Origin of the sequence: Streptomyces sp. JL2001 (assembly GCF_050917515.1) — a bacterium.
In the GTDB taxonomy this organism is placed as follows: Bacteria; Actinomycetota; Actinomycetes; order Streptomycetales; family Streptomycetaceae; genus Streptomyces.
In genome coordinates this window covers 6,362,509-6,381,145 of the sequence record NZ_CP169421.1, presented here as the reverse complement: position 1 = coordinate 6,381,145, position 18,637 = coordinate 6,362,509, and the positions used below count along the sequence as shown (strand labels likewise).

The window sequence follows — 18,637 nt, the reverse complement described above, 5'->3', positions numbered from 1 at the left end:
TGCCGCGGACAACAGGGAGGCGGCTGTGGAACGAGTCGTGACTAGGCGAGGTCACGCTTCGCGGCGATCTTCGCGGACAGCGCGAAGATGTCGATGAAGCCCTGGGCCTTGGACTGGTCGAACGTGTCGCCCGAGTCGTAGGTCGCGAGGTTGAAGTCGTACAGCGACTCCTCCGACCGGCGGCCGGTCACGACGGCCCGGCCGGCGTGCAGGGTCATCCGGATGTCGCCGGTGACGTGCTGATTGGCCTCGTTGATGAAGCCGTCCAGGGCGCGCTTGAGCGGGGAGAACCACAGGCCGTCGTAGACCATCTCGCCCCAGCGCTGCTCGACCTGCCGCTTGTAGCGGGCCAGCTCGCGCTCGACGGTGACGTTCTCGAGCTCCTGGTGGGCGGTGATCAGGGCGATCGCACCGGGGGCCTCGTAGACCTCACGGGACTTGATGCCGACCAGCCGGTCCTCGACCATGTCGATCCGGCCGACGCCCTGGGCGCCGGCGCGCTCGTTGAGCTGCTGGATCGCCTGGAGGACCGAGACGGGCCTGCCGTCGATGGCGACCGGGACGCCCTCCTTGAAGGAGATGACGACCTCGTCGGCCTCGCGCGGGGTGGCCGGGTTCTCGGTGTACTCGTAGATGTCCTCGATCGGCGCGTTCCAGATGTCCTCCAGGAAGCCCGTCTCGACGGCACGACCGAAGACGTTCTGGTCGATGGAGTACGGGGACTTCTTGGTGGTCGCGATCGGCAGGTTCGCCTTCTCGGCGAAGGCGATGGCCTTGTCCCGGGTCATGGCGTAGTCGCGGACCGGGGCGATGCACTTCAGGTCCGGGCCGAGGGCCTGGATGCCGGCCTCGAAGCGCACCTGGTCGTTGCCCTTGCCGGTGCAGCCGTGGGCGACGATGCCGGCGCCGTGCTTCTTCGCGGCGGCGACGAGGTGCTTGACGATGGTCGGCCGGGAGAGGGCCGAGACCAGCGGGTAGCGGTCCATGTAAAGGGCGTTGGCCTTGATCGCCGGGAGGCAGTACTCCTCGGCGAACTCGTCCTTGGCATCCGCGACCTCGGCCTCGACCGCACCACAGGCGAGCGCGCGCTTGCGGATGACGTCCAGGTCCTCGCCGCCCTGGCCGACGTCCACGGCGACGGCGATGACCTCGGCACCCGTCTCCTCGGCGATCCAGCCGATGGCGACGGAGGTGTCCAGGCCGCCCGAGTAGGCGAGTACGACGCGCTCGGTCACGGGTTTCTCCTTACCTTGCAATCACTGATGGGTATAACTATGCAGTCCTCCGTATGTTTTGTCAAAGGTGGGGGGTGACGGCCCGGGGCGGGGCGAAATCCAGGGGCGGGGCGGGCGGGCCGCCGCCTACGCTCCGGGGATGCACGGCGACGAGAACGAGAGATACGAGGCGGCGCGCGGCCTCGCCCGCGGGCGGCGACCGGCGCGCGTCCTGGACGTCGCGGACCCGCGCGCGTGGACGGAGCTCGACGAGACCGTCCGCGAGGCGTCCGCGCGGGGCGTCCTCGCGCCGCACGACCGGCTCACCCGCGGGCGCCCCGACCTCCCCCCGCCGTGGTGGACCCGCCCCGGGTCCGGAAGGCCCCGCCTCGGATCCCGCCCCGGCGAGGCGGAACTCGCCCTCGCCCTGTGCGATCCCGACGGCAGGATCCGGGAGGCCGCGCTCGGCCACGCCGACTCCCGCCCCGGCGTGCTCCCGCTGGTCGCGATCCGTGCCACCGACTGGGCACCTCCCGTCCGCGAGCGGGCCCTGGGCGTCCTGCGGACCGCCCTGCCCGACGCGGCGCCCCGCACGCTCGCCGTCACGGTCCCGGTGATCCTTCGGGTCGCCGGGCGCCGGCGCGGGGGCGCGGCCGGCGCGCTCCTGGAGGAACTGCTGGGCGGCTGCCCCGAGGCGACGCTCGCCTGGCTGCTGCTCAACCGGGACCGGGCCACCCGGCGGCTTGCCCTGCGTGTCGCCGTCGCACGCGGGCACCTCGACGCGGGCCGGCTGGCCCGGATCGCCGCTGCCGACAACGACGTGGTGGTCCAGGACGTGGCCTCCGACGCCGCGATCGCGGCGATGACGGCGGAGACGGAGGAGGAGGTCCTCGGCCTGCTCCTGGCGGGCCGGACGGGGCAGACCCGCGCGGCCGGCGTCACCGCGCTGCGCCGGGCGGGCCGCACCCCCGAGGCGGAGCCCTTCCTGTACGACCGGTCGGCGATGGTGCGGGCCTGCGCGCGCTGGACGCTGCGGCAGGGCGGCACGGATCCCCTGCCGCTGTACCGCGCCCGGTGCGCGGACCCGGCGCGGGCAACGGGCCGGGCGCCGCTGGGACTCGCCGAGTGCGGGGAACGCGGCACGGACATGCCGGTGCTGTGGGAGCTGACGGCGCACGCCGACCCGGTGGTACGGGCGTCGGCGGTCGCGGGGCTGCGTTCCTTCGAGGTGTCGCGGCGGGACCGGGAACGGCTGCTGCCACTGCTGGCCGACCCCGCGCCGGGCGTCGTGCGGGAGGCCGCACGCGCGCTGGAGCCGGTGGCCGCCCTGCTGCCGCCGGCCGAACTCGCCCGGCTCACCGGGCCGGAGCGGCCACCGCACGTGCGGGCTCGCGCCCTGCGGCTGCTCGCCGCGCACGGCGGGGCCGTCCACGCGGAGACGGCCGTGCGGCTCGTCGAGGACGCCGATCCGGTGCCGGACCCGGCAGCCGGGCTTCCGCGGCAGCCTCCGGCGGGGCGCCGGGCGCGGCTCCGGCAGGTCTGGCGCGCCTGGCTCGCCTGAACTCCCGGACCGCGGCCGCCTGTCGGGGCGGCCGGGGCCGGGCGCCGCGCACGGCGCGCCAGAATGGGCCGCATGGGTAAGACATATGACCGCATCGACGGACGGCTCCGTGACTTCATCGAGGCCCAGCCGGTCTTCTTCACCGCCACCGCGCCGCTGGACGGCGACGGAACCGTCAACCTCTCCCCCAAGGGCCTGACCGGCTCCTTCGCCGTCGTCGACGAACGGACCGTCGCCTACCTGGACTTCGCGGGGAGCACCGCCGAGACGGTCGCCCACCTGCGGGAGAACGGGCGGATCACCCTCATGTGGTGCGCCTTCCAGGGACCGCCGAACATCGTGCGGATCCACGGCCGCGGCGAACCCGTCTTCCGGGACGACCCGCGCTGGGAGGAGCTCATGGCGCACTTCCCCGCGATCGACCCGACGCTCCACGGGCTGCGGGCGATCATCCTCGTCTCGGCCGAGCTCATCCGGGACTCCTGCGGGTACGGGGTGCCGTTCATGACCTACGACGAGGACCGCGACCTGCACGGCAAGCGCTTCGCGCGGGAGGACGACGCCTCCCTGAGCGCGTACTTCGCCAAGAAGGAGCACATCTCGACGAGCATGGACGGCCTGCCCGGACTGCCGCTCCCGCTGCCGCCGCTCCCCCGGCCGGGGCAGTAGTCCGGCACGAACCCGCGCGGCGACCGCACATCGCGGCCGGGACCCGCGGAGGCCCGACGGCGATCGGTCGGTACTGACCGCCGTCGGGCCCGGACGCGCGTCGCGGAGGCTCGCGGGCCCCCGTTACCGGTCGTTCTGCGCCAGCCGCAGCAGGTGGTCGGCGAGCGCCTGGCCGCCCGCCGGATCACGGGAGATCAGCAGCAGGGTGTCGTCGCCCGCGATGGTGCCGAGGATCGCCTGCAGCTCGGCCTGGTCGATGGCGGACGCGAGGAACTGGGCCGCGCCCGGCGGCGTCCGCAGCACCACCAGGTTGGCGGACGCCTCGGCGGAGATCAGCAGCTCGCCGGAGAGACGCCGCATGCGCTCCTCCTTGGCGGACTCGCCGAGCGGCGCCTGCGGGGTGCGGAACCCGCCCTCGCTGGGCACCGCGTAGATCAGCTCGCCGCCCGTGTTGCGGATCTTCACCGCGCCGAGCTCGTCGAGGTCGCGGGAGAGCGTCGCCTGGGTGACGTTCAGCCCGTCGTCCGCGAGGAGCTTGGCCAGCTGGCTCTGCGAGCGCACCGGCTGCCGGTTGAGGATGTCGACGATCCTGCGGTGGCGGGCGGTGCGGGTCTGCGGAACGGACGGCCCGGCCCCGGACTCCGCCTGGGGGGACCCCCAGTTCCCGGTCTGCTGCGCGTCGGTCATCGTCGTCTCATTCTCCGGTTCGTCCTTGCCCGTGCACCGCTCCGTCGAGGACGGCCGGGAGCGCCTCCAGGAAGGCGTCCACCTCCGCGTCGGTGATGATCAGTGCCGGCATGAGCCGTACGACATCGGGAGCGGGCGCGTTCACCAGGAGACCGGCGTCCTGAGCCGCCTGCTGCACCTGCGCGGCGACGGGCTCGGTGAGCACGATACCCAGCAGGAGCCCCGCACCACGGACGTGGGAGACCAACGGGTGCTTCAGACCCTCGATTCCGTCGCGCAACCGCTCGCCGAGCCGCTTGACCTGGTCGAGCGCTCCCTCGGCGGCCAGCGTGTCCAGGACGGCCAGGCCGGCGGCACAGGCGACCGGGTTCCCGCCGAAGGTCGTGCCGTGGTGGCCGGGCCGCAGCAGGTCGGCCGCCTCGCCGAAGGCCACGGTGGCGCCGAGCGGCAGCCCGCCGCCCAGGCCCTTGGCCAGCGTCACGACGTCGGGCTCCACACCGTCGTGTCCCTGGTGCTCGAACCAGTGGCCGGTCCGGCCGACGCCGGTCTGGACCTCGTCGAGGACCAGCAGCGTGCCGGTGGCGCGGGTGATCTCGCGGGCGGCCTGGAGATAGCCGACGGGCGGGACGACCACGCCGTTCTCGCCCTGGATCGGCTCGATGACGACGAACGCCGTCTCCTCGGTGACCGCCGCGCGCAGCGCGTCCACGTCGCCGTACGGCACGTGGGTGACGTCGCCGGGCAGCGGCAGGAACGGCGTCTGCTTGCCCGGCTGGCCGGTGAGGGCCAGCGCGCCCATGGTCCGGCCGTGGAAGCCGCCCTGGGTGGCGACCATGTGGGTCCGGCCGGTCAGCCGGCCGATCTTGAAGGCGCCCTCGTTGGCCTCGGCGCCCGAGTTGCAGAAGAAGACCCGGCCGGGGCGGCCGAACAGCTGGAGCAGCCGCTCGGCGAGGGCGACGGGCGGCTCGGCGACGAAGAGGTTGGAGACGTGGCCGAGGGTGGCGACCTGCCGGGACACGGCCTCGACGATCGCCGGGTGGGCGTGGCCGAGGGCGTTGACGGCGATGCCGCCGACGAAGTCGAGGTACTCCGTGCCGTCGGCGTCCCAGACCCGGGCTCCGGCGCCGCGTACCAGCGACAGCTTCGGCGTGCCGTAGTTGTCCATCAGCGAGCCCTGCCACCGCTGGGTCAGTTCCGCGTGGGTGCCGCTCACGATTCCCCCTGTCCGTCGGCCACGACCATGGTGCCGATGCCCTCGTCGGTGAAGATCTCCAGCAGGATCGAGTGCTGGACCCGGCCGTCGATCACGCGGGCCGTGGTGACCCCGTTGCGCACGGCGTGCAGACAGCCCTCCATCTTGGGCACCATGCCGCTGGAGAGGTCGGGCAGCAGCTTCTCCAGCTGGCTCGCGGTGAGCCGGCTGATGACCTCGTCGCTGTTCGGCCAGTCCTCGTAGAGGCCCTCGACGTCGGTCAGGACCATCAGGGTCTCGGCGCCCAGCGCCGCAGCGAGAGCCGCAGCCGCCGTATCAGCATTGACGTTGTAGACATGTCCGTCGTCCTGGGAGCGGGCGATGGAGGACACGACCGGGATCCGGCCGTCCTGCAGCAGCGCCTCGATGGCGCCGGTGTCGAGGGCGGTGATCTCGCCGACGCGGCCGATGTCGACCTGCGCGCCCTCGATGACCGGCTGGTGCTTGGTGGCGGTGATGGTGTGCGCGTCCTCGCCGGTCATGCCGACGGCGAACGGGCCGTGCTGGTTGAGCAGCCCGACGAGCTCACGCTGGACCTGCCCGGCGAGGACCATCCGTACGATGTCCATCGCCTCGGGCGTGGTGACCCGCAGGCCGGCCTTGAACTCGCTGACCAGGCCCGCCCGGTCGAGCGCGGCGCTGATCTGGGGACCGCCGCCGTGCACGACGACCGGCCTGAGGCCGGCGTGGCGCAGGAAGACGACGTCCTGGGCGAAGGCGGCCTTGAGGTCGTCGTCGATCATGGCGTTGCCGCCGAACTTGATGACGACGGTCTTGCCGTGATGACGGGTCAGCCAGGGCAGAGCCTCGATGAGGGTCTGGGCCTTGGGGAGCGCGGTGTGCTTCCGCGTGGTGCTCGTCACGACGAGTACGCGCTGTTCTCGTGGACGTAGTCGGCGGTCAGGTCGTTGGCCCAGATGACGGCCGACTCCGAGCCCGCGGCGAGGTCGGCCGTGATGGTGACCTCCCGGTAGCGCATGTCGACCAGGTCGCGGTCCTCGCCCACGGATCCGTTCTTGCAGACCCAGACGCCGTTGATGGCGACGTTGAGGAGGTCGGGGTCGAAGGCCGCCTGCGTGGTGCCGATGGCGGACAGCACCCGGCCCCAGTTGGGGTCCTCGCCGTGGATGGCGCACTTGAGGAGGTTGTTGCGCGCGATGGAGCGGCCGACCTCCACGGCGTCGTCCTCGGTGGCGGCGTTGACCACCTCGATCCGGATGTCCTTGCTGGCGCCCTCGGCGTCGCCGATGAGCTGACGGGCGAGGTCGTCGCAGACGGCCCGTACGGCCTCGGTGAACTCCGCGGTCTCGGGGGTCACGCCGGAGGCGCCGGAGGCCAGCAGCAGGACGGTGTCGTTGGTGGACATGCAGCCGTCGGAGTCGACCCGGTCGAAGGTGAGGCGGGTGGCGTCGCGCAGGGCGGTGTCCAGGTCCCCGGCAGGGACGTCGGCGTCGGTGGTGAGGACGACCAGCATGGTGGCGAGGCCGGGGGCGAGCATGCCCGCGCCCTTCGCCATGCCGCCCACCGTCCAGCCGGACCGGGTCACGACCGCGGTCTTGTGGACGGTGTCGGTGGTCTTGATGGCGATGGCGGCCTTCTCGCCGCCGTGCTCGGAGAGCTCCTCGGCGGCCTTCTCGACCCCGGGGAGGACCTTGTCCATCGGGAGCAGGAGGCCGATCAGGCCGGTGGAGGCGACGGCGACCTCGCCGGCCCCGACGGCCGGGCCGGCCCCGCTCAGGACCTCGGCGACCTTCTCGGCGGTGGCGTGGGTGTCCTGGAAGCCCTGCGGTCCGGTACAGGCGTTGGCCCCGCCGGAGTTGAGGACGACGGCGGTCAACTCGCCGGTGGCGAGCACCTGCTGGGACCACAGGACGGGAGCGGCCTTGACGCGGTTGGAGGTGAAGACGCCCGCGGCGGCGCGGCGGGGCCCGGTGTTGACCACGAGGGCCAGGTCCGGGTTGCCGTTCTCCTTGATTCCGGCGGCGATGCCCGCCGCCGTGAATCCCTTCGCTGCGGTGACGCTCATGGAGCGACTCCAATCGTGGAAAGTCCGGTGTCCTCGGGCAGTCCGAGGGCGATGTTCATGCTCTGCACCGCGCCGCCGGCGGTGCCCTTGGTGAGGTTGTCGATGGCGCTGATGGCGATGATCCGCCCGGCGGCCCCGTCGTACGCGACCTGGATCTGAACGGCGTTGGAACCCTGGACGGACGCGGTCGCCGGCCACTGCCCCTCGGGCAGCAGGTGGACGAACGGCTCGTCGGCGAAGGCCTTCTCGTACGCGGTCCGCACGGACTCGGCCGTCACGCCCGGCTTCGCCTTGGCGGAGCAGGTCGCGAGGATGCCGCGGGACATCGGCGCGAGGGTCGGCGTGAACGACACGCTCACCCGCTCGCCGGCCGGGCCGCTCAGGTTCTGGATCATCTCGGGGGTGTGCCGGTGGCCGCCGCCCACGCCGTACGGGGACATGGAGCCCATCACCTCGCTGCCGAGCAGGTGCGGCTTGAGTGCCTTGCCGGCGCCGGAGGTGCCGGTGGCGGCGACGACGACGGCTTCGGGCTCGGCGAGGCCGTCCGCGTAGGCGGGGAAGAGGGCGAGCGAGACGGCGGTGGGGTAGCAGCCGGGCACCGCGACCCGCTTGGCCCCCGCCAGCGCGGCGCGGGCACCCGGCAGCTCCGGCAGGCCGTAGGGCCAGGTCCCGGCGTGCGGGGAACCGTAGAAGGTCTCCCAGTCGGCGGCGTTCGCGAGCCGGAAGTCGGCGCCCATGTCGATGACCAGCGTGTCGGGCCCGAGCTGCTCGGCGACGGCGGCGGACTGGCCGTGCGGGAGCGCGAGGAACACGACGTCGTGCCCGGCGAGCGACTCGGCGTCGGTGGGCGCGAGGACGCGGTCGGCGAGCGGGAGGAGGTGCGGCTGGAGGCCGCCGAGCCGCTGACCGGCGTGGGAGTGGCCGGTCAGGGTGCCGATCTCCACGTCGGGGTGGGTGAGGAGGAGACGCAGGAGCTCTCCGCCCGCGTACCCGCTCGCGCCTGCCACTGCTGCTCGTACCGTCATCGAAACCCTCCTCATGGATGGCATGACTATACGCACGACCGCACTTTTATGCAAAGGCGTTCCACGGCGGGTGATCCTGCGCGATGACGGGGCCCCGTCCCGCCCGCGAGCTGGCAGCATCCCCGCATGACGAGCACGGAGACGGGCCGGGGGCTGGACTTCCTTCGCGGGGACATCCCCTTCTACACACTGACGTTCGCCAAGGGGCTGCCACCCGAGGAACTGCTGCGCCGCATGGGGGTCGATCCGGACACCCTCGCCCCGCGCGACGCGGCGGACCTGGACGACGAGTTCGGCGACACCCTGCTCGACGAGGACGAGCCGGTGGTGACGGCCCGCATGGACGGCGCGTGGACCTGGGCCTGGGAGCGGGGCGGCACGCACGGGACGGACGAGCGGATCCTCGCGGCGGTGTCGCGGGGGACGGAGGCCGTCTCGCTGTACTCCGACGGCAAACCGGTGCACCGGCTGCTGCACGCGGTGGACGGCGAGGTCGTCATCGGCCTCCACAGCCTCCTGCCGGACGAACCGACCGGTTCCGATCCGCACCGCCTCGACGACCGCCTGCGCCCGCTCGGCCTCCTGCCGGGTCACCACGCGGGGCCGGCCGTCCACGCGATGCTCACGCTGGCCGAGGAGGCGTTCGGGCTGCGCGTGACGCCGCCGTGCGACGACGAGCGGTACTGGAGCGGCAGTCTGCTGCCGCTGCCCCACCAGGCCTGACGGCGGCCGGGGGCCGGCCGGCCGGAGCCCGGGCCCCCGGCCGGCGGGGGCCCGGACCGGTCAGCGCTTCAGGCGCGTGAGGTAGTCCTGGCGAAGGGCGTCGAGGATCTCCGCGGCCTCCGGGAGGTCGGCGGCGCGGCAGCGGCGGGCCGCCTCCGTCAGACGGGCGACGGCCTCCTTGTAGCGGTCGAGGCCGTTGCCCTCGATCAGCGCGGCGATCCGGACCGCCTCGGCCCGCGGCACCTCGCCGTCCTCCCCGCCCTCCTCGTGGGCGGCGATGGCGGCCTCCGCCTCGGCCAGCGCCTCCGGGAAGCGCTCGACGTCGGCCAGGACCCGGGCGTGGCGGTAGCGCACCATGCCCCGCTCGTACCAGGGGACGAAGTCCTCGGTGTCCTCGGGCACGGCGGTCCGCACCGCGTCGGCCCGCGTCAGGTGCTCCAGGGCCGCGTCGAGGCCGTCGGCTCCCCGGTCCGCGACCGTGAGCCGCGCGAACTCGCACATCATGTGGATGATCAGCGACGGGTTCGGCGCCTCGGCATGCGACGCGACGGCCCGCTCGTACGCCGAGGTCGCCGCGTCCCAGCGGTCGGCCATCGCGAGCGCGGTGGCCGCCTCCGCCGCCACCAGGGTGTGGATCGCCCGGTCGTCCTCCCAGCCGGCGACCGCCTCCGCGAGGCGCAGGAACTCCTCCGCCGCGGGCAGGTACTCCTCCAGCTCGCGCAGCCCGCGTGCCAGGTTCAGCCGCGCCTGGGCGGCCATGCGCGCGTCCAGCGCCGCGACCGACTCGTCGGAGAGGACCGACTCCAGGACGGCGACGGCGTCGGCACGCCGGCCGCCGCGCGACAGGACGTCGGCGAGCTGGAGCCGTACGTCGGTGGCCTCCCCGAGCGTCCCGTCCTGGTCGAACCGCGCCGCGGCCTCGGAGAGGTGGCGCACGGCGCCCCCGAAGTCCCCCAGGTGCGTGGCCGCGTGGCCGAGGAGGGCGTACGTCGGCGCCAGCGGGAAGTCCGCGTCGTCGTACCGGACCGAGTCGGCGATGGCCTGGTGCAGCAGCTCCGTCGCCTCGGCCGGCTCCTGGCGGGACAGCAGGATCTGGGCGAGCAGGGCCCGCGGGCGCGAGCCGCGCCAGGGCCGCTCGGAGGCCTCGACGTCCTGGAGCGAGGCGCGGAGTTGCTCCTCGGCGCGGCCGAGGTCCCCGCCGCGCCCGGCGATGTCGGCGACGAACTGCCGTGCGTTGGCCACGTGGTGGGGGAAGGACAGCCGCTCCGCCTCGGCGTGCAGGATGCGGGCGGCCTCCTCGAACCTCTCCTGGGCGCCCTCGGCCTGCTCCGGCCGCCGCGTCAGCTCCTGGTAGGCGGCGAAGGCGCAGGAGTACAGCACCGTGAGGTACTCCAGTGCCCGCGCCCGACCCGGGTCGCCTTCACCGGCGGCCTCCGCCTCGCTGAAGGTCCCGCCGGTGAAGGGGGCCTCGGTCAGGAGGCGTTCCGCGTCGCGCCGGGCCTCGTCGATCGCGGCCCGCAGGGCGTCCGTGTCCGGCGCGGCGGGTGCCCGCTCCGCGTCCCCGCCCGTGGCGGCCGTGTCCCCGGCGTCCTCCCCGGTCGCGGCGTCGTCGTCCGCCCCGCGCTCAGCGGACTCCCAGGCCGCGGCGCGGGCCCGTGCGGAGAGTGCGTGCCACGGCATGTCGAGCCGCTCGAACAGCCCGGCGACCCGCTTCAGCTCGGCGACGGCCTCCGTCTCGCGGTCCTCCTGGGAGAGCCGGAACGCCCGCTGCTCGGCCAGCTCCGCGTGCAGCAGGTCCGCCGGGCCGAGGCCGTCGTCGTGCGGGGTGCCGTCGGCCAGGCGCTCGGCGATCCGGGCCCAGAGCCTGCGGCTCCCGGGGTGTCCCACGCCCTCCGTGCGCCGTGCCTCGCGCACCAGGGAGACGAAGTCGTCGGGGATCTCCACCGCCGCGGCCGACGGGGACGCCGGTGCGCTGCCCGCGCCGGCGGGGCGGGCGACGGACGCCCGCAGGCCGAGGGGCAGCGGCTCGTCGAGCACCGGGCGCCGTGCGAGGCGCTGCCGACGGCGGTCCCCGACGGCCGTGGTGCCGTTGCGCGCGTCGAACGCGGCGGTCAGCCGGTCGGCCTCGGCACGGACATGGGCGAGGAGCCCGGCCGCGGTCCAGTTCCGGCCGGGCGGGCCGGCGACGGCGGTGTCGGCGTGCCCCTCCTCGTCGAGACGGGCGAGGAGCACCTCCACACCGGTGAGGAAGCCCAGCCGGGCCAGCGGAGCACCGTCGGCGTCGAACAGCGGGCGGTTCTCCGCGAGGATCTCCAGCCCCCGGCCCTCGTTGCGCGACAGGGCGCAGAACTCCAGGTGCATGCCGACCTCGTCCTGCATGCCGGTGTTGCCCCGGACCCGCCGGTAGCCGGTGAGGTGGTGGGAGCGCGCCTCGTCCGCCCGCCCGGCACGCAACAGCGGCAGCAGGGCGCGTGCCTGGCTCGCCTGCGGCTCCTCGCTGCAGCCCTGGTCCCCTTCCAGGACCGGCCGCCAGGTGTCGAGCGCCCCGGTGTCGTCGCCCGCGGTGACCTGGTGCCACGCGAGGTTCCGGGTCTCGCAGGCCTCGCAGTCGCTGAGCTCGGTGCGGGGCCGGGTGGCCCACAGGTCGTAGGCGTCGGCGACGCCGGTGCCCGTGTGCGACGCGACGTGGTAGCGCATCGCGGCCACCGGCTGCATGCCGTGGTTCGCCGCCTCGTAGCGGCTGCGCATCTGGTCGATCCAGCCCTGGACGCTGCTCAGCGGCATCTCGGGCACCTGGAGCAGGGACGTCGTCACCCACTTGAAGCGCCAGAAGACCTGGTGGGCCTCCCACGGGCTGAACGACTCCGACTCCGTGTCCCACAGCTTGAGCAGCCGTGCGAAGACGACGGGCGACTTGCGGTGTTCGCCGGTGAACTCGTACGCCGTCATCAGCTCCAGCAGGGCCGTGACGAGGACGTCGGGCTTCTCGAAGGGCTCGGCCGCCTCGACGAGCTCTTCGGCGGTGACGGTGCGCTGCAGGCCGTGGGGGCGGTCGTGGTTCTCGCGCAGCGCCTCGACCACGGCCTCGGGGGTGTCCAGCATCTAGATGTCCTTCCGGGGCTCGGAGCCGGATTCCGCCGTGCCGCTGTGGTGCATGGCGTGGGTGAGCAGGCCGATGAAGGCCCGGTTGAGCAGGGCGCTCTCACTGGCCCGGAGCGGGCGGCGGCTGAGCAGCAGGGCCTGGCCGTACAGGGCTTCGGCGGTGGTGACGGCCAGCCCGCGTTCGGCGATCGTGAGGGCCTGGCGGACCAGCGGGTTGAGGTGGTTCAGCACGAGCTGCGCGCGCGGCGTCTCGTGGCGGAGGGACCCGAGGATGTCGGCCCACAGCCCGTCGCTCTCGGCGGCGAGGGTCGACCGGGTGCGCTCGTGGCGCGCCTCCCGGTTGTCGAGGAGCAGCGCCGGGGCCGAGACGGGCTGGAAGTCGCGCAGGACGACGTCGCAGTCGTGGACGCCGATGGTCTCCCGGGCGACGGCGAGGAAGGCGGCCGCGCGCAGCTCGGCGGTCGGGTCCACGGCGTCGAGGTGGGCGGTGACGGTGGCCGGGTCGAGGTCGGTGACGGCCGTGCCGGGCCGGATCTCGGGCAGCCGGTGCACGAGGTCCCGGTCGTAGGTGTAACCGCCGTTGACGACGCCCAGGCCGGCGGCGGAGGCGATCGGGGCGACCTGGCGGAACTCCTCGACGCTGCGGGTGACCAGGAGCGTCGGGTGGGTGCGGGCGAACTCCTCCAGCGTGACGTTGCCGTCGGTGGTCTCGAACGGCAGCCACGGCAGCACGATCCGCAGCAGTTCGTCGTCGTAGCGGGCGAGGGCCTTGACCGCGAGGTGGTGGGTGTCGATGAAGCGGTGCAGCAGGGACGGGTCGCTGGCGGCCAGGCCGGTGAGCCAGTCGCGGATCCGGTCGCCGAGCGCGTCCCGTACGGCGGACAGGGTGCCGTCCTCGTACAGCGCCTCGCGGGACGCGGTGGGCCGGAGGCTGCTGGTGTCGACCACGCAGCGCACGAAGAAGGCCCACTCCGGGAGCAGTTCGGGCGCCTTGTCGGTGAGGAGCATCCCCTTGAGGTGGACGCGGTGTCCCGCGCGCTGGGCCGGGCTGACGGCCGTGGGCAGGACGTAGGCGACGCCCCGCAGCCCGGCCGCCGGGAGGTCGAGTTCGATGGCGTCGAGCGGTGTGAAGTCGAAGAGGTCCCGGCAGTACGCGGTGAGTGCCTCGCGGCGGGCCAGCGGGGACCGGTGCGTCCGCTCCCACGGCGGCGTCTCGTTGACCCGGTGGGTCTCGCCCCGCGGGCCGACGACGGTGACCTCGTGCCGCAGCAGGCCGCCGTAGTGCCGGGCCAGGGAGACGACCTGCTCCGGGCTCGTCCACTCGGCGTTGTCGGCGCGCGGGGTGAGCCGGACGGTGGTGCCCGGCTCGGGGACGGCCGAGGCGGGCAGGGTGCGGATGGTGTACCCGCCGTCGGAGCGGCCGGTCCACTCGACCGCGGGCGCCGAGGGGTCGGCGGCGGACCGGCTGAGCACCGTGATCTCGTCGGCTACGACGAAGCAGGCGAGCAGGCCGATGCCGAACTGGCCGATGAACTCGCCGCGGGCGGCATCGAGTCCGGCACCGTCCAGGCCGCCGTCGGGGGTCCGCTTGGAGCTGCGCCCGATGGTGGCGAGGAAGCGGTGGACATCGGCCTCGGTCAGGCCGACGCCGGTGTCCGTGACGGTGAGGGTGTCACCGGTGCGCACCGTGATGGAACCGGGCGCGCCCGGGGTGAGCGCCTGCCGGGCGGTGATGGCGTCCACGGCGTTCTGCAGCAGTTCGCGCAGGTAGACGCGGGGGCTCGAGTAGAGGTGGTGGGAGAGCAGGTCGACCAGGCCACGGAGGTCGACCTGGAAGGTGTGTGCGGACTCGGAGTGGGGCACCTGGTGGTCTTTCGGTGGTGCGCCCGCGCGGTCGGCGGCGCGGACGGGGATGCGGACGGGGGTGGGGCGACGGGACGGCGGGCCAGAAGGAGGACGGTCACGAAGGACGCGAACGCGAGGGACGGAGGGCGCGGCGGGACCGGGCGGCGCCGTGGCCGGACGGCCGGGGTGGCGGTCCCGTGGCGCCGGCGCACGTCGGGGGTCGCGGCGGTGCGGCGGTCCGGTGGCCGCCGGAGCCGGCGGGACCCTGGTGCCGGACGGCCGGCGGCCGTCGACGGGCCCGGGCCCGGTGCCCGCGCGGGCGCCTCGGTCCGTGCGACGCTCCGGGTCAGCGCCCGGCCGACGAACGCAGCTTCCGGTAGGCCGCGGCGGGGTCGCCACCGTCGAGGTAGTACCAGGGGAACTCCGTGACGCGGCCTTCGGTGGCCTGGAAGCACTCCCGCGCGGCGGCGCGGTCCCCGGCGAGCGAGAAGGCCATGGCGAAGGTGTTGAGCACCTGGAGCCAGGCTCCCCGGCGGACGAAGTCCGGGTGCCGGTACGAGTGGTCGGCGGCCTCGCGCAGGGACGCCGCCACGGCGGGCCGCCCCATGTAGGCGGCGTCCGGTCCGGAGTCGAGCGACAGCCACTCCTCCAGGTGCGCGGTCGCCACGAGCTGGCCCAGCAGGGTGCCGCCGGGGGCGTCGAAGGCGGACTTCCGCGCGAAGGCGTGCATCTCCTCGTGCGATCCGCCCCACTTGTCGCAGACCTGCTGCAACTGCTGCTGGTGGGCTCCCAGATGGTGCGGGTCACGGCGGACGGTCGCCTCGAACCGGCGGCGCGCGGTGGGCAGGCCGACCTGGAGGCCGCGACCGGTGACCTGGAGGCCGTACCAGGGCGAGGTCCAGCCCGGCTCGCGCTCCGCCACCTCGTAGAGCCACTCCTCGGCCGTGCGCAGTCGCGCGTGGAAGACGTCGAACTGCTCGCGGGACACGTGCTGCGCCCGGGCCCCGGTGCGGGCCTCCCAGCCCCAGCTGATGTGGCGGATCCCCGCCACCAGCCGGGGCAGTGCCGCGTCGGGCTCCGCTTCGAGCACCTCGGCGATCCAGCGCTCCACTCCGGCGGTTTCGCCGACGGCCCAGAGGAGTCCGACGCGGTCCTCGCTCTCGGGACGCGCTTCGAGCACGTCCCGGACCGTGGCCCAGTCCGCCGCCTCGGCGGCCTCCCGCACCCGGCGGACCTCGGGCTCGCCGGAGTCCTTCTGCACGTGCGCGACGGGCCGGCCCGTCCATCTCCCCAGCGTGAGCCCCCAGTCACGGAGCAACGCCATGTCCCCACCCCTTGTTGTGTCCGAAAGGGCGGCCGATGATCACCGCCCTCGTGGAGGTAGTGAGTATCACGCGCGACCGACAATCGCACAGCAGTTTCAGCGGACCGTCGGTCGAAGGCCGGGGCCAGGCCGGTCCCGGGCCGTCGGGGCGGGTCGGGGCCGGTTCGCCGCGCGGAGCGGCCGCCCGGAGCCGGTTCGGCCCGGGGACGGGCGGTCCGCCCGCGGCGCCTGCGGGAAAAGCCGGTCGCGGTGCGCGGAACCGGGTCCGTAGGGTCGCCCGGATCAGGACGACCCGACGGCACGACGACGGTCAAGGAGCGGCCATGACCCTGCGCATGAGGATGACGGCGATCACCCTGGACTGCCCCGACCCCGAGGCGCTCGCCGCCTTCTACCGGCGGGCCACCGGGCTCGCGCCCCACCCCCGGTTCGACGGCGACTTCGCCGCCCTCGTCTTCGAGGACGGCCTCGTCCTCGGCTTCCAGCGGGTCGACGGCCTGTGGGGGCGGCTCGCGGAATGGGCCGAGAACGTACCGGCGCGGGAGTACGAGCGGCTGCGCCGGGTCGGCGAACTGCGCGGGCACCGGGTGGACTCGACCCACCCGCCGACGCATCTGCGGCGTCGGCTCCTGGCCGAGGGCGAGGCGTTCCCGGCCCGCGTCACCGTGAACGCGGCGACGACGGCGGCGATCGACGGCGAACTCGCGGGCATGCGGCGGCAGGTGGCCCGGGACGTCGTCACCGGCGCCCATCACGGCTGAGGATCCGCGTCCCGTCCCGACCTGCGTACTTAGCCGTTTAGCTCATGTGCTAAATATGGGCGCGTGACCGAACACCCCACACAGGACGACATCGAGGCCGGCGTCTTCCGCGCCCTCGCCGACGCCACCCGCCGGCAGATCCTCGAGGACCTCAGGGACGGCGAACTCGCGGCCGGCCAGATCGCGGGCCGGTTCTCGATCAGCGCGCCCTCCGTCTCCCGGCACCTCGGCGTGCTCAGGGGGGCGGGGCTGGTGACCGAGCGACGTGACGGCAACCGCATCCTCTACTCCCTCGCCGAGGACCGGCTCGCGACCTCCGTGGGGCGCTTCCTGAGCAGCGTCTGCCCGGAGCAGATCGTGATGCGCCGCACCAGGTGGCGCGACAAGGAGGCGGGCGCGTGAGGACTCCGCCCCGGCTGGCGAGCGTCATCGAGCGGCGGCTCCTCGTCAACTACCGCGTCGACCCCGAGGTCGCCGCCGGCCACCTGCCGGCCGGCCTTCGCCCGCAACTGGTCCGCGGCAGCGCCGTCGCCGGAATCTGCCTGCTCCGGCTCGGCTCGGTCCGGCCCGTCTGGGCCCCGGCGGTCACCGGTCTGCGCAGCGAGAACGCGGCCCACCGCTTCGCCGTCGAGTGGGACGGCCCGGACGGGGTGGAGACCGGCGTGTACATCCCGCGGCGCGACACCGCGTCCCGCGTCAACCGCTGGGCGGGCGGCCGGGTGTTCCCCGGCGAGCACGGGCACGCGGACTTCCAGGTGGCGGAGACCGCCGACACCGTACGGGTGGCCTTCGCGACCCGGGACGGCTCGACCCGGGTGGACGTGACCGCCGAGATCACCGACACCCTCGACGGCAGCGGGCTCTTCGCGGATCTCGACGAGGCCTCGGCGTTCTTCCGGGGCGGCAGCAAGGGCTATTCCGCCACCAGCGACGGCCCGCACCTGGACGGGATGCAGTTGCAGACGGACGCCTGGCGCGTCGAGGCCGGGCGGGTGGCCTCGGCCTCCTCCTCGTTCTTCGACGATCCGGACCGCTTCCCGCCGGGGAGCGCGGCATTGGACTCGGTGCTGGTCATGCGCGACGTGCCGGTGCGGTGGCGGCCGCTGGCACCCCTGGACACCGCCTGCTGAGCCCGGGAGGGTGTGGCCGGCGACCCGGCCGCACCCTCCGTCAGGCGCTCTTGACCGCCCGCAGGACCACGAACTTCGGGTCGCTCGCGACGAGGTCGCAGCGGCCGAAGACGCGGCGCAGGGTGACGTGGTAGCCGAGGTGGCGGTTGCCCACCACCCACAGTTCGCCGCCCGGCCTGAGCACGCGGCGGGCGTCCGTGAACATCCGCCGGGCGGTGCGGTCGGTGGTGGCCTGGTGGCTGTGGAACGGCGGGTTGTTGAGGACGAGGTCCACCGACCCGGCCGGCAGGTCCGCCGTGCCGTCGCCGACCGTGAACGCGGCCGTGCGGCCCGGCTCGGCGTGGGTACGGAAGTTCGCCTCGGCCGAGGCGACGGCCTGGTACGACTCGTCGGTGAAGACCAGGTCGGCCTCGGGTTCGGCGAGTGCGACGGCCAGGCCGACGACGCCGTTGCCGCAGCCGAGGTCGACGACCCGGGCGCCGCCGATCCCCTGCGGCAGGTGGCGGAGGAGGAAGCGGGTGCCGATGTCGAGGCGGTCGGCGCAGAACACCCCGGCGTGGTTGCCGATCGTCCGGCCCGCGACGGTCCCGGCGTCGGCGGGCAGCGCGTAGTGGTACGGCCAGGGGTTCGTGCCCCGGTCGAGCGACGGGTCCGGGGTGCAGTGGATCAGGCGCGCCTTCTTCACCGCCAGCGAGGTGCGCGTGGGGCCGAGGATCCGCTCGAAGAGCCGGAGGGTGGAGGTGTGGATCTCCTTGACCATGCCGGTCCCGACGACGACGGTGCCCTCGTGCAGGGCGGGCGCCAGGCGGTGCAGCTGGTCCTCCAGGAGCGCCAGGCTCTTGGGGACGCGGACGAGCAGCACGTCGATCCGCTCGGGCGGCGGGTCCTGCGTGGTCAGCAGCCGGACCGCGTCGGGCCCGGCTCCGGCCCGCTCCAGGTTCTCGGCCGTCGCCCGCCGGCCGAGATAGGAGTCGGAGATCTGGACGAGCGCGGCGGGGTGCCGGGCGGCGAGCGCGGTGGCGAGGGCGCCCCAGCGGTCGCCGACGACGGCGACGGTCCCGGACAGGTCCGTGCCGGTCTCCGCCAGGTGCGCCAGCAGGTACTCGTCGGAGGCGTCCCAGGCGCGCAGGGGGTCGCGCGGGTCCGCGGGGAAGCGGGTGAGGGGGAACTCGCCCCATGACGTGGTCAGACGGTTCATCGTGCTCTCAGGCTAGCCGGTCGACCCGGTCCGCCCGACGGCCGCGGCGGGGAGCGGGGCCGCATCGCGCCGTGCGGAAGGGACCCGGCGAGGGCGTGGGGCCTCCGGCCGGGAGGCCGG

At 74.1% G+C, this 18,637-nt stretch carries 16 protein-coding genes; 6 read left to right on the top strand and 10 right to left on the bottom strand.

The window, feature by feature from the left end:
• Positions 1 to 41 precede the first annotated feature (41 nt).
• Positions 42 to 1,235 carry an argininosuccinate synthase gene (locus ACE1OA_RS28465; protein WP_147977168.1) on the bottom strand — a complete coding sequence of 398 codons (1,194 nt, stop codon included), beginning with the start codon at positions 1,233 to 1,235 and terminating at the stop codon, positions 42 to 44.
• 139 nt (positions 1,236 to 1,374) lie between these two features.
• Between ACE1OA_RS28465 and ACE1OA_RS28460 the strand changes: the two genes are divergently transcribed.
• Both ACE1OA_RS28460 and ACE1OA_RS28455 read left to right on the top strand, forming a co-directional pair.
• On the top strand, positions 1,375 to 2,775 hold the full coding sequence (locus ACE1OA_RS28460; protein ID WP_432753581.1) for a hypothetical protein: 1,401 nt from the start codon (positions 1,375 to 1,377) through the stop codon (positions 2,773 to 2,775).
• A gap of 72 nt (positions 2,776 to 2,847) precedes the next feature.
• The gene (locus tag ACE1OA_RS28455; RefSeq protein WP_356780059.1) at positions 2,848 to 3,444 is read left to right on the top strand and encodes a pyridoxamine 5'-phosphate oxidase family protein; all 597 of its coding nucleotides are present in this window, start codon (positions 2,848 to 2,850) and stop codon (positions 3,442 to 3,444) included.
• A gap of 123 nt (positions 3,445 to 3,567) precedes the next feature.
• On the opposite strand, the gene ACE1OA_RS28450 is transcribed toward ACE1OA_RS28455, so the two are convergent.
• Genes ACE1OA_RS28450 through argC form a run of 5 tightly spaced genes read right to left on the bottom strand, consistent with a single transcriptional unit; the run spans position 3,568 to position 8,434 of the window.
• Entirely contained in the window at positions 3,568 to 4,131 is a 564-nt protein-coding gene (locus ACE1OA_RS28450; protein WP_386546068.1) for an arginine repressor, read from the bottom strand.
• Positions 4,132 to 4,138: 7 nt separating this feature from the next.
• Positions 4,139 to 5,344 (bottom strand): acetylornithine transaminase, encoded by a 1,206-nt coding sequence (locus ACE1OA_RS28445; protein ID WP_386546065.1) that lies wholly within the window; start codon positions 5,342 to 5,344, stop codon positions 4,139 to 4,141.
• Positions 5,341 to 6,246: an acetylglutamate kinase gene (gene argB, locus ACE1OA_RS28440; RefSeq protein WP_356600965.1), complete on the bottom strand. Its 906-nt coding sequence runs from the start codon at positions 6,244 to 6,246 to the stop codon at positions 5,341 to 5,343. The genes ACE1OA_RS28445 and argB overlap by 4 nt, the downstream gene beginning before the upstream one ends.
• Entirely contained in the window at positions 6,243 to 7,409 is a 1,167-nt protein-coding gene (argJ, locus tag ACE1OA_RS28435) for a bifunctional glutamate N-acetyltransferase/amino-acid acetyltransferase ArgJ (protein WP_384873762.1), read from the bottom strand. Before argJ ends, argB begins: the two co-directional genes overlap by 4 nt.
• Positions 7,406 to 8,434 carry an N-acetyl-gamma-glutamyl-phosphate reductase gene (gene argC, locus ACE1OA_RS28430; protein ID WP_361313308.1) on the bottom strand — a complete coding sequence of 343 codons (1,029 nt, stop codon included), beginning with the start codon at positions 8,432 to 8,434 and terminating at the stop codon, positions 7,406 to 7,408. The genes argJ and argC overlap by 4 nt, the downstream gene beginning before the upstream one ends.
• Positions 8,435 to 8,560: 126 nt before the next feature.
• On the opposite strand from argC, the gene ACE1OA_RS28425 reads away from it, so the two are divergent.
• The gene (locus ACE1OA_RS28425) at positions 8,561 to 9,157 is read left to right on the top strand and encodes a DUF6461 domain-containing protein (RefSeq protein ID WP_386546060.1); all 597 of its coding nucleotides are present in this window, start codon (positions 8,561 to 8,563) and stop codon (positions 9,155 to 9,157) included.
• A 60-nt stretch (positions 9,158 to 9,217) separates the two neighbouring features.
• Here the strand turns inward: ACE1OA_RS28425 and ACE1OA_RS28420 are convergent, their stop codons facing one another.
• From ACE1OA_RS28420 to ACE1OA_RS28410, 3 genes are all read right to left on the bottom strand, one after another.
• Positions 9,218 to 12,259: a hypothetical protein gene (locus tag ACE1OA_RS28420; RefSeq protein ID WP_432753580.1), complete on the bottom strand. Its 3,042-nt coding sequence runs from the start codon at positions 12,257 to 12,259 to the stop codon at positions 9,218 to 9,220.
• Complete coding sequence (locus tag ACE1OA_RS28415; protein WP_356600970.1) at positions 12,260 to 14,122, bottom strand: HSP90 family protein; 1,863 nt, start codon at positions 14,120 to 14,122, stop codon at positions 12,260 to 12,262.
• A gap of 328 nt (positions 14,123 to 14,450) precedes the next feature.
• A complete protein-coding gene (locus ACE1OA_RS28410; RefSeq protein WP_356600971.1) occupies positions 14,451 to 15,428 on the bottom strand; it encodes a hypothetical protein in 978 nt (325 codons plus the stop codon).
• A 323-nt stretch (positions 15,429 to 15,751) separates the two neighbouring features.
• On the opposite strand from ACE1OA_RS28410, the gene ACE1OA_RS28405 reads away from it, so the two are divergent.
• From ACE1OA_RS28405 to ACE1OA_RS28395, 3 genes are all read left to right on the top strand, one after another.
• Positions 15,752 to 16,189, top strand: a complete 438-nt coding sequence (locus tag ACE1OA_RS28405; protein WP_432753579.1) for a VOC family protein — start codon at positions 15,752 to 15,754, stop codon at positions 16,187 to 16,189.
• A gap of 63 nt (positions 16,190 to 16,252) precedes the next feature.
• Complete coding sequence (locus tag ACE1OA_RS28400) at positions 16,253 to 16,591, top strand: ArsR/SmtB family transcription factor (protein WP_432753578.1); 339 nt, start codon at positions 16,253 to 16,255, stop codon at positions 16,589 to 16,591.
• A complete protein-coding gene (locus tag ACE1OA_RS28395) occupies positions 16,588 to 17,319 on the top strand; it encodes a DUF2071 domain-containing protein (RefSeq protein ID WP_432753577.1) in 732 nt (243 codons plus the stop codon). The genes ACE1OA_RS28400 and ACE1OA_RS28395 overlap by 4 nt, the downstream gene beginning before the upstream one ends.
• A 40-nt stretch (positions 17,320 to 17,359) precedes the next feature.
• On the opposite strand, the gene ACE1OA_RS28390 is transcribed toward ACE1OA_RS28395, so the two are convergent.
• Positions 17,360 to 18,517 (bottom strand): methyltransferase, encoded by a 1,158-nt coding sequence (locus ACE1OA_RS28390; protein WP_356600976.1) that lies wholly within the window; start codon positions 18,515 to 18,517, stop codon positions 17,360 to 17,362.
• Positions 18,518 to 18,637: the final 120 nt, after the last annotated feature.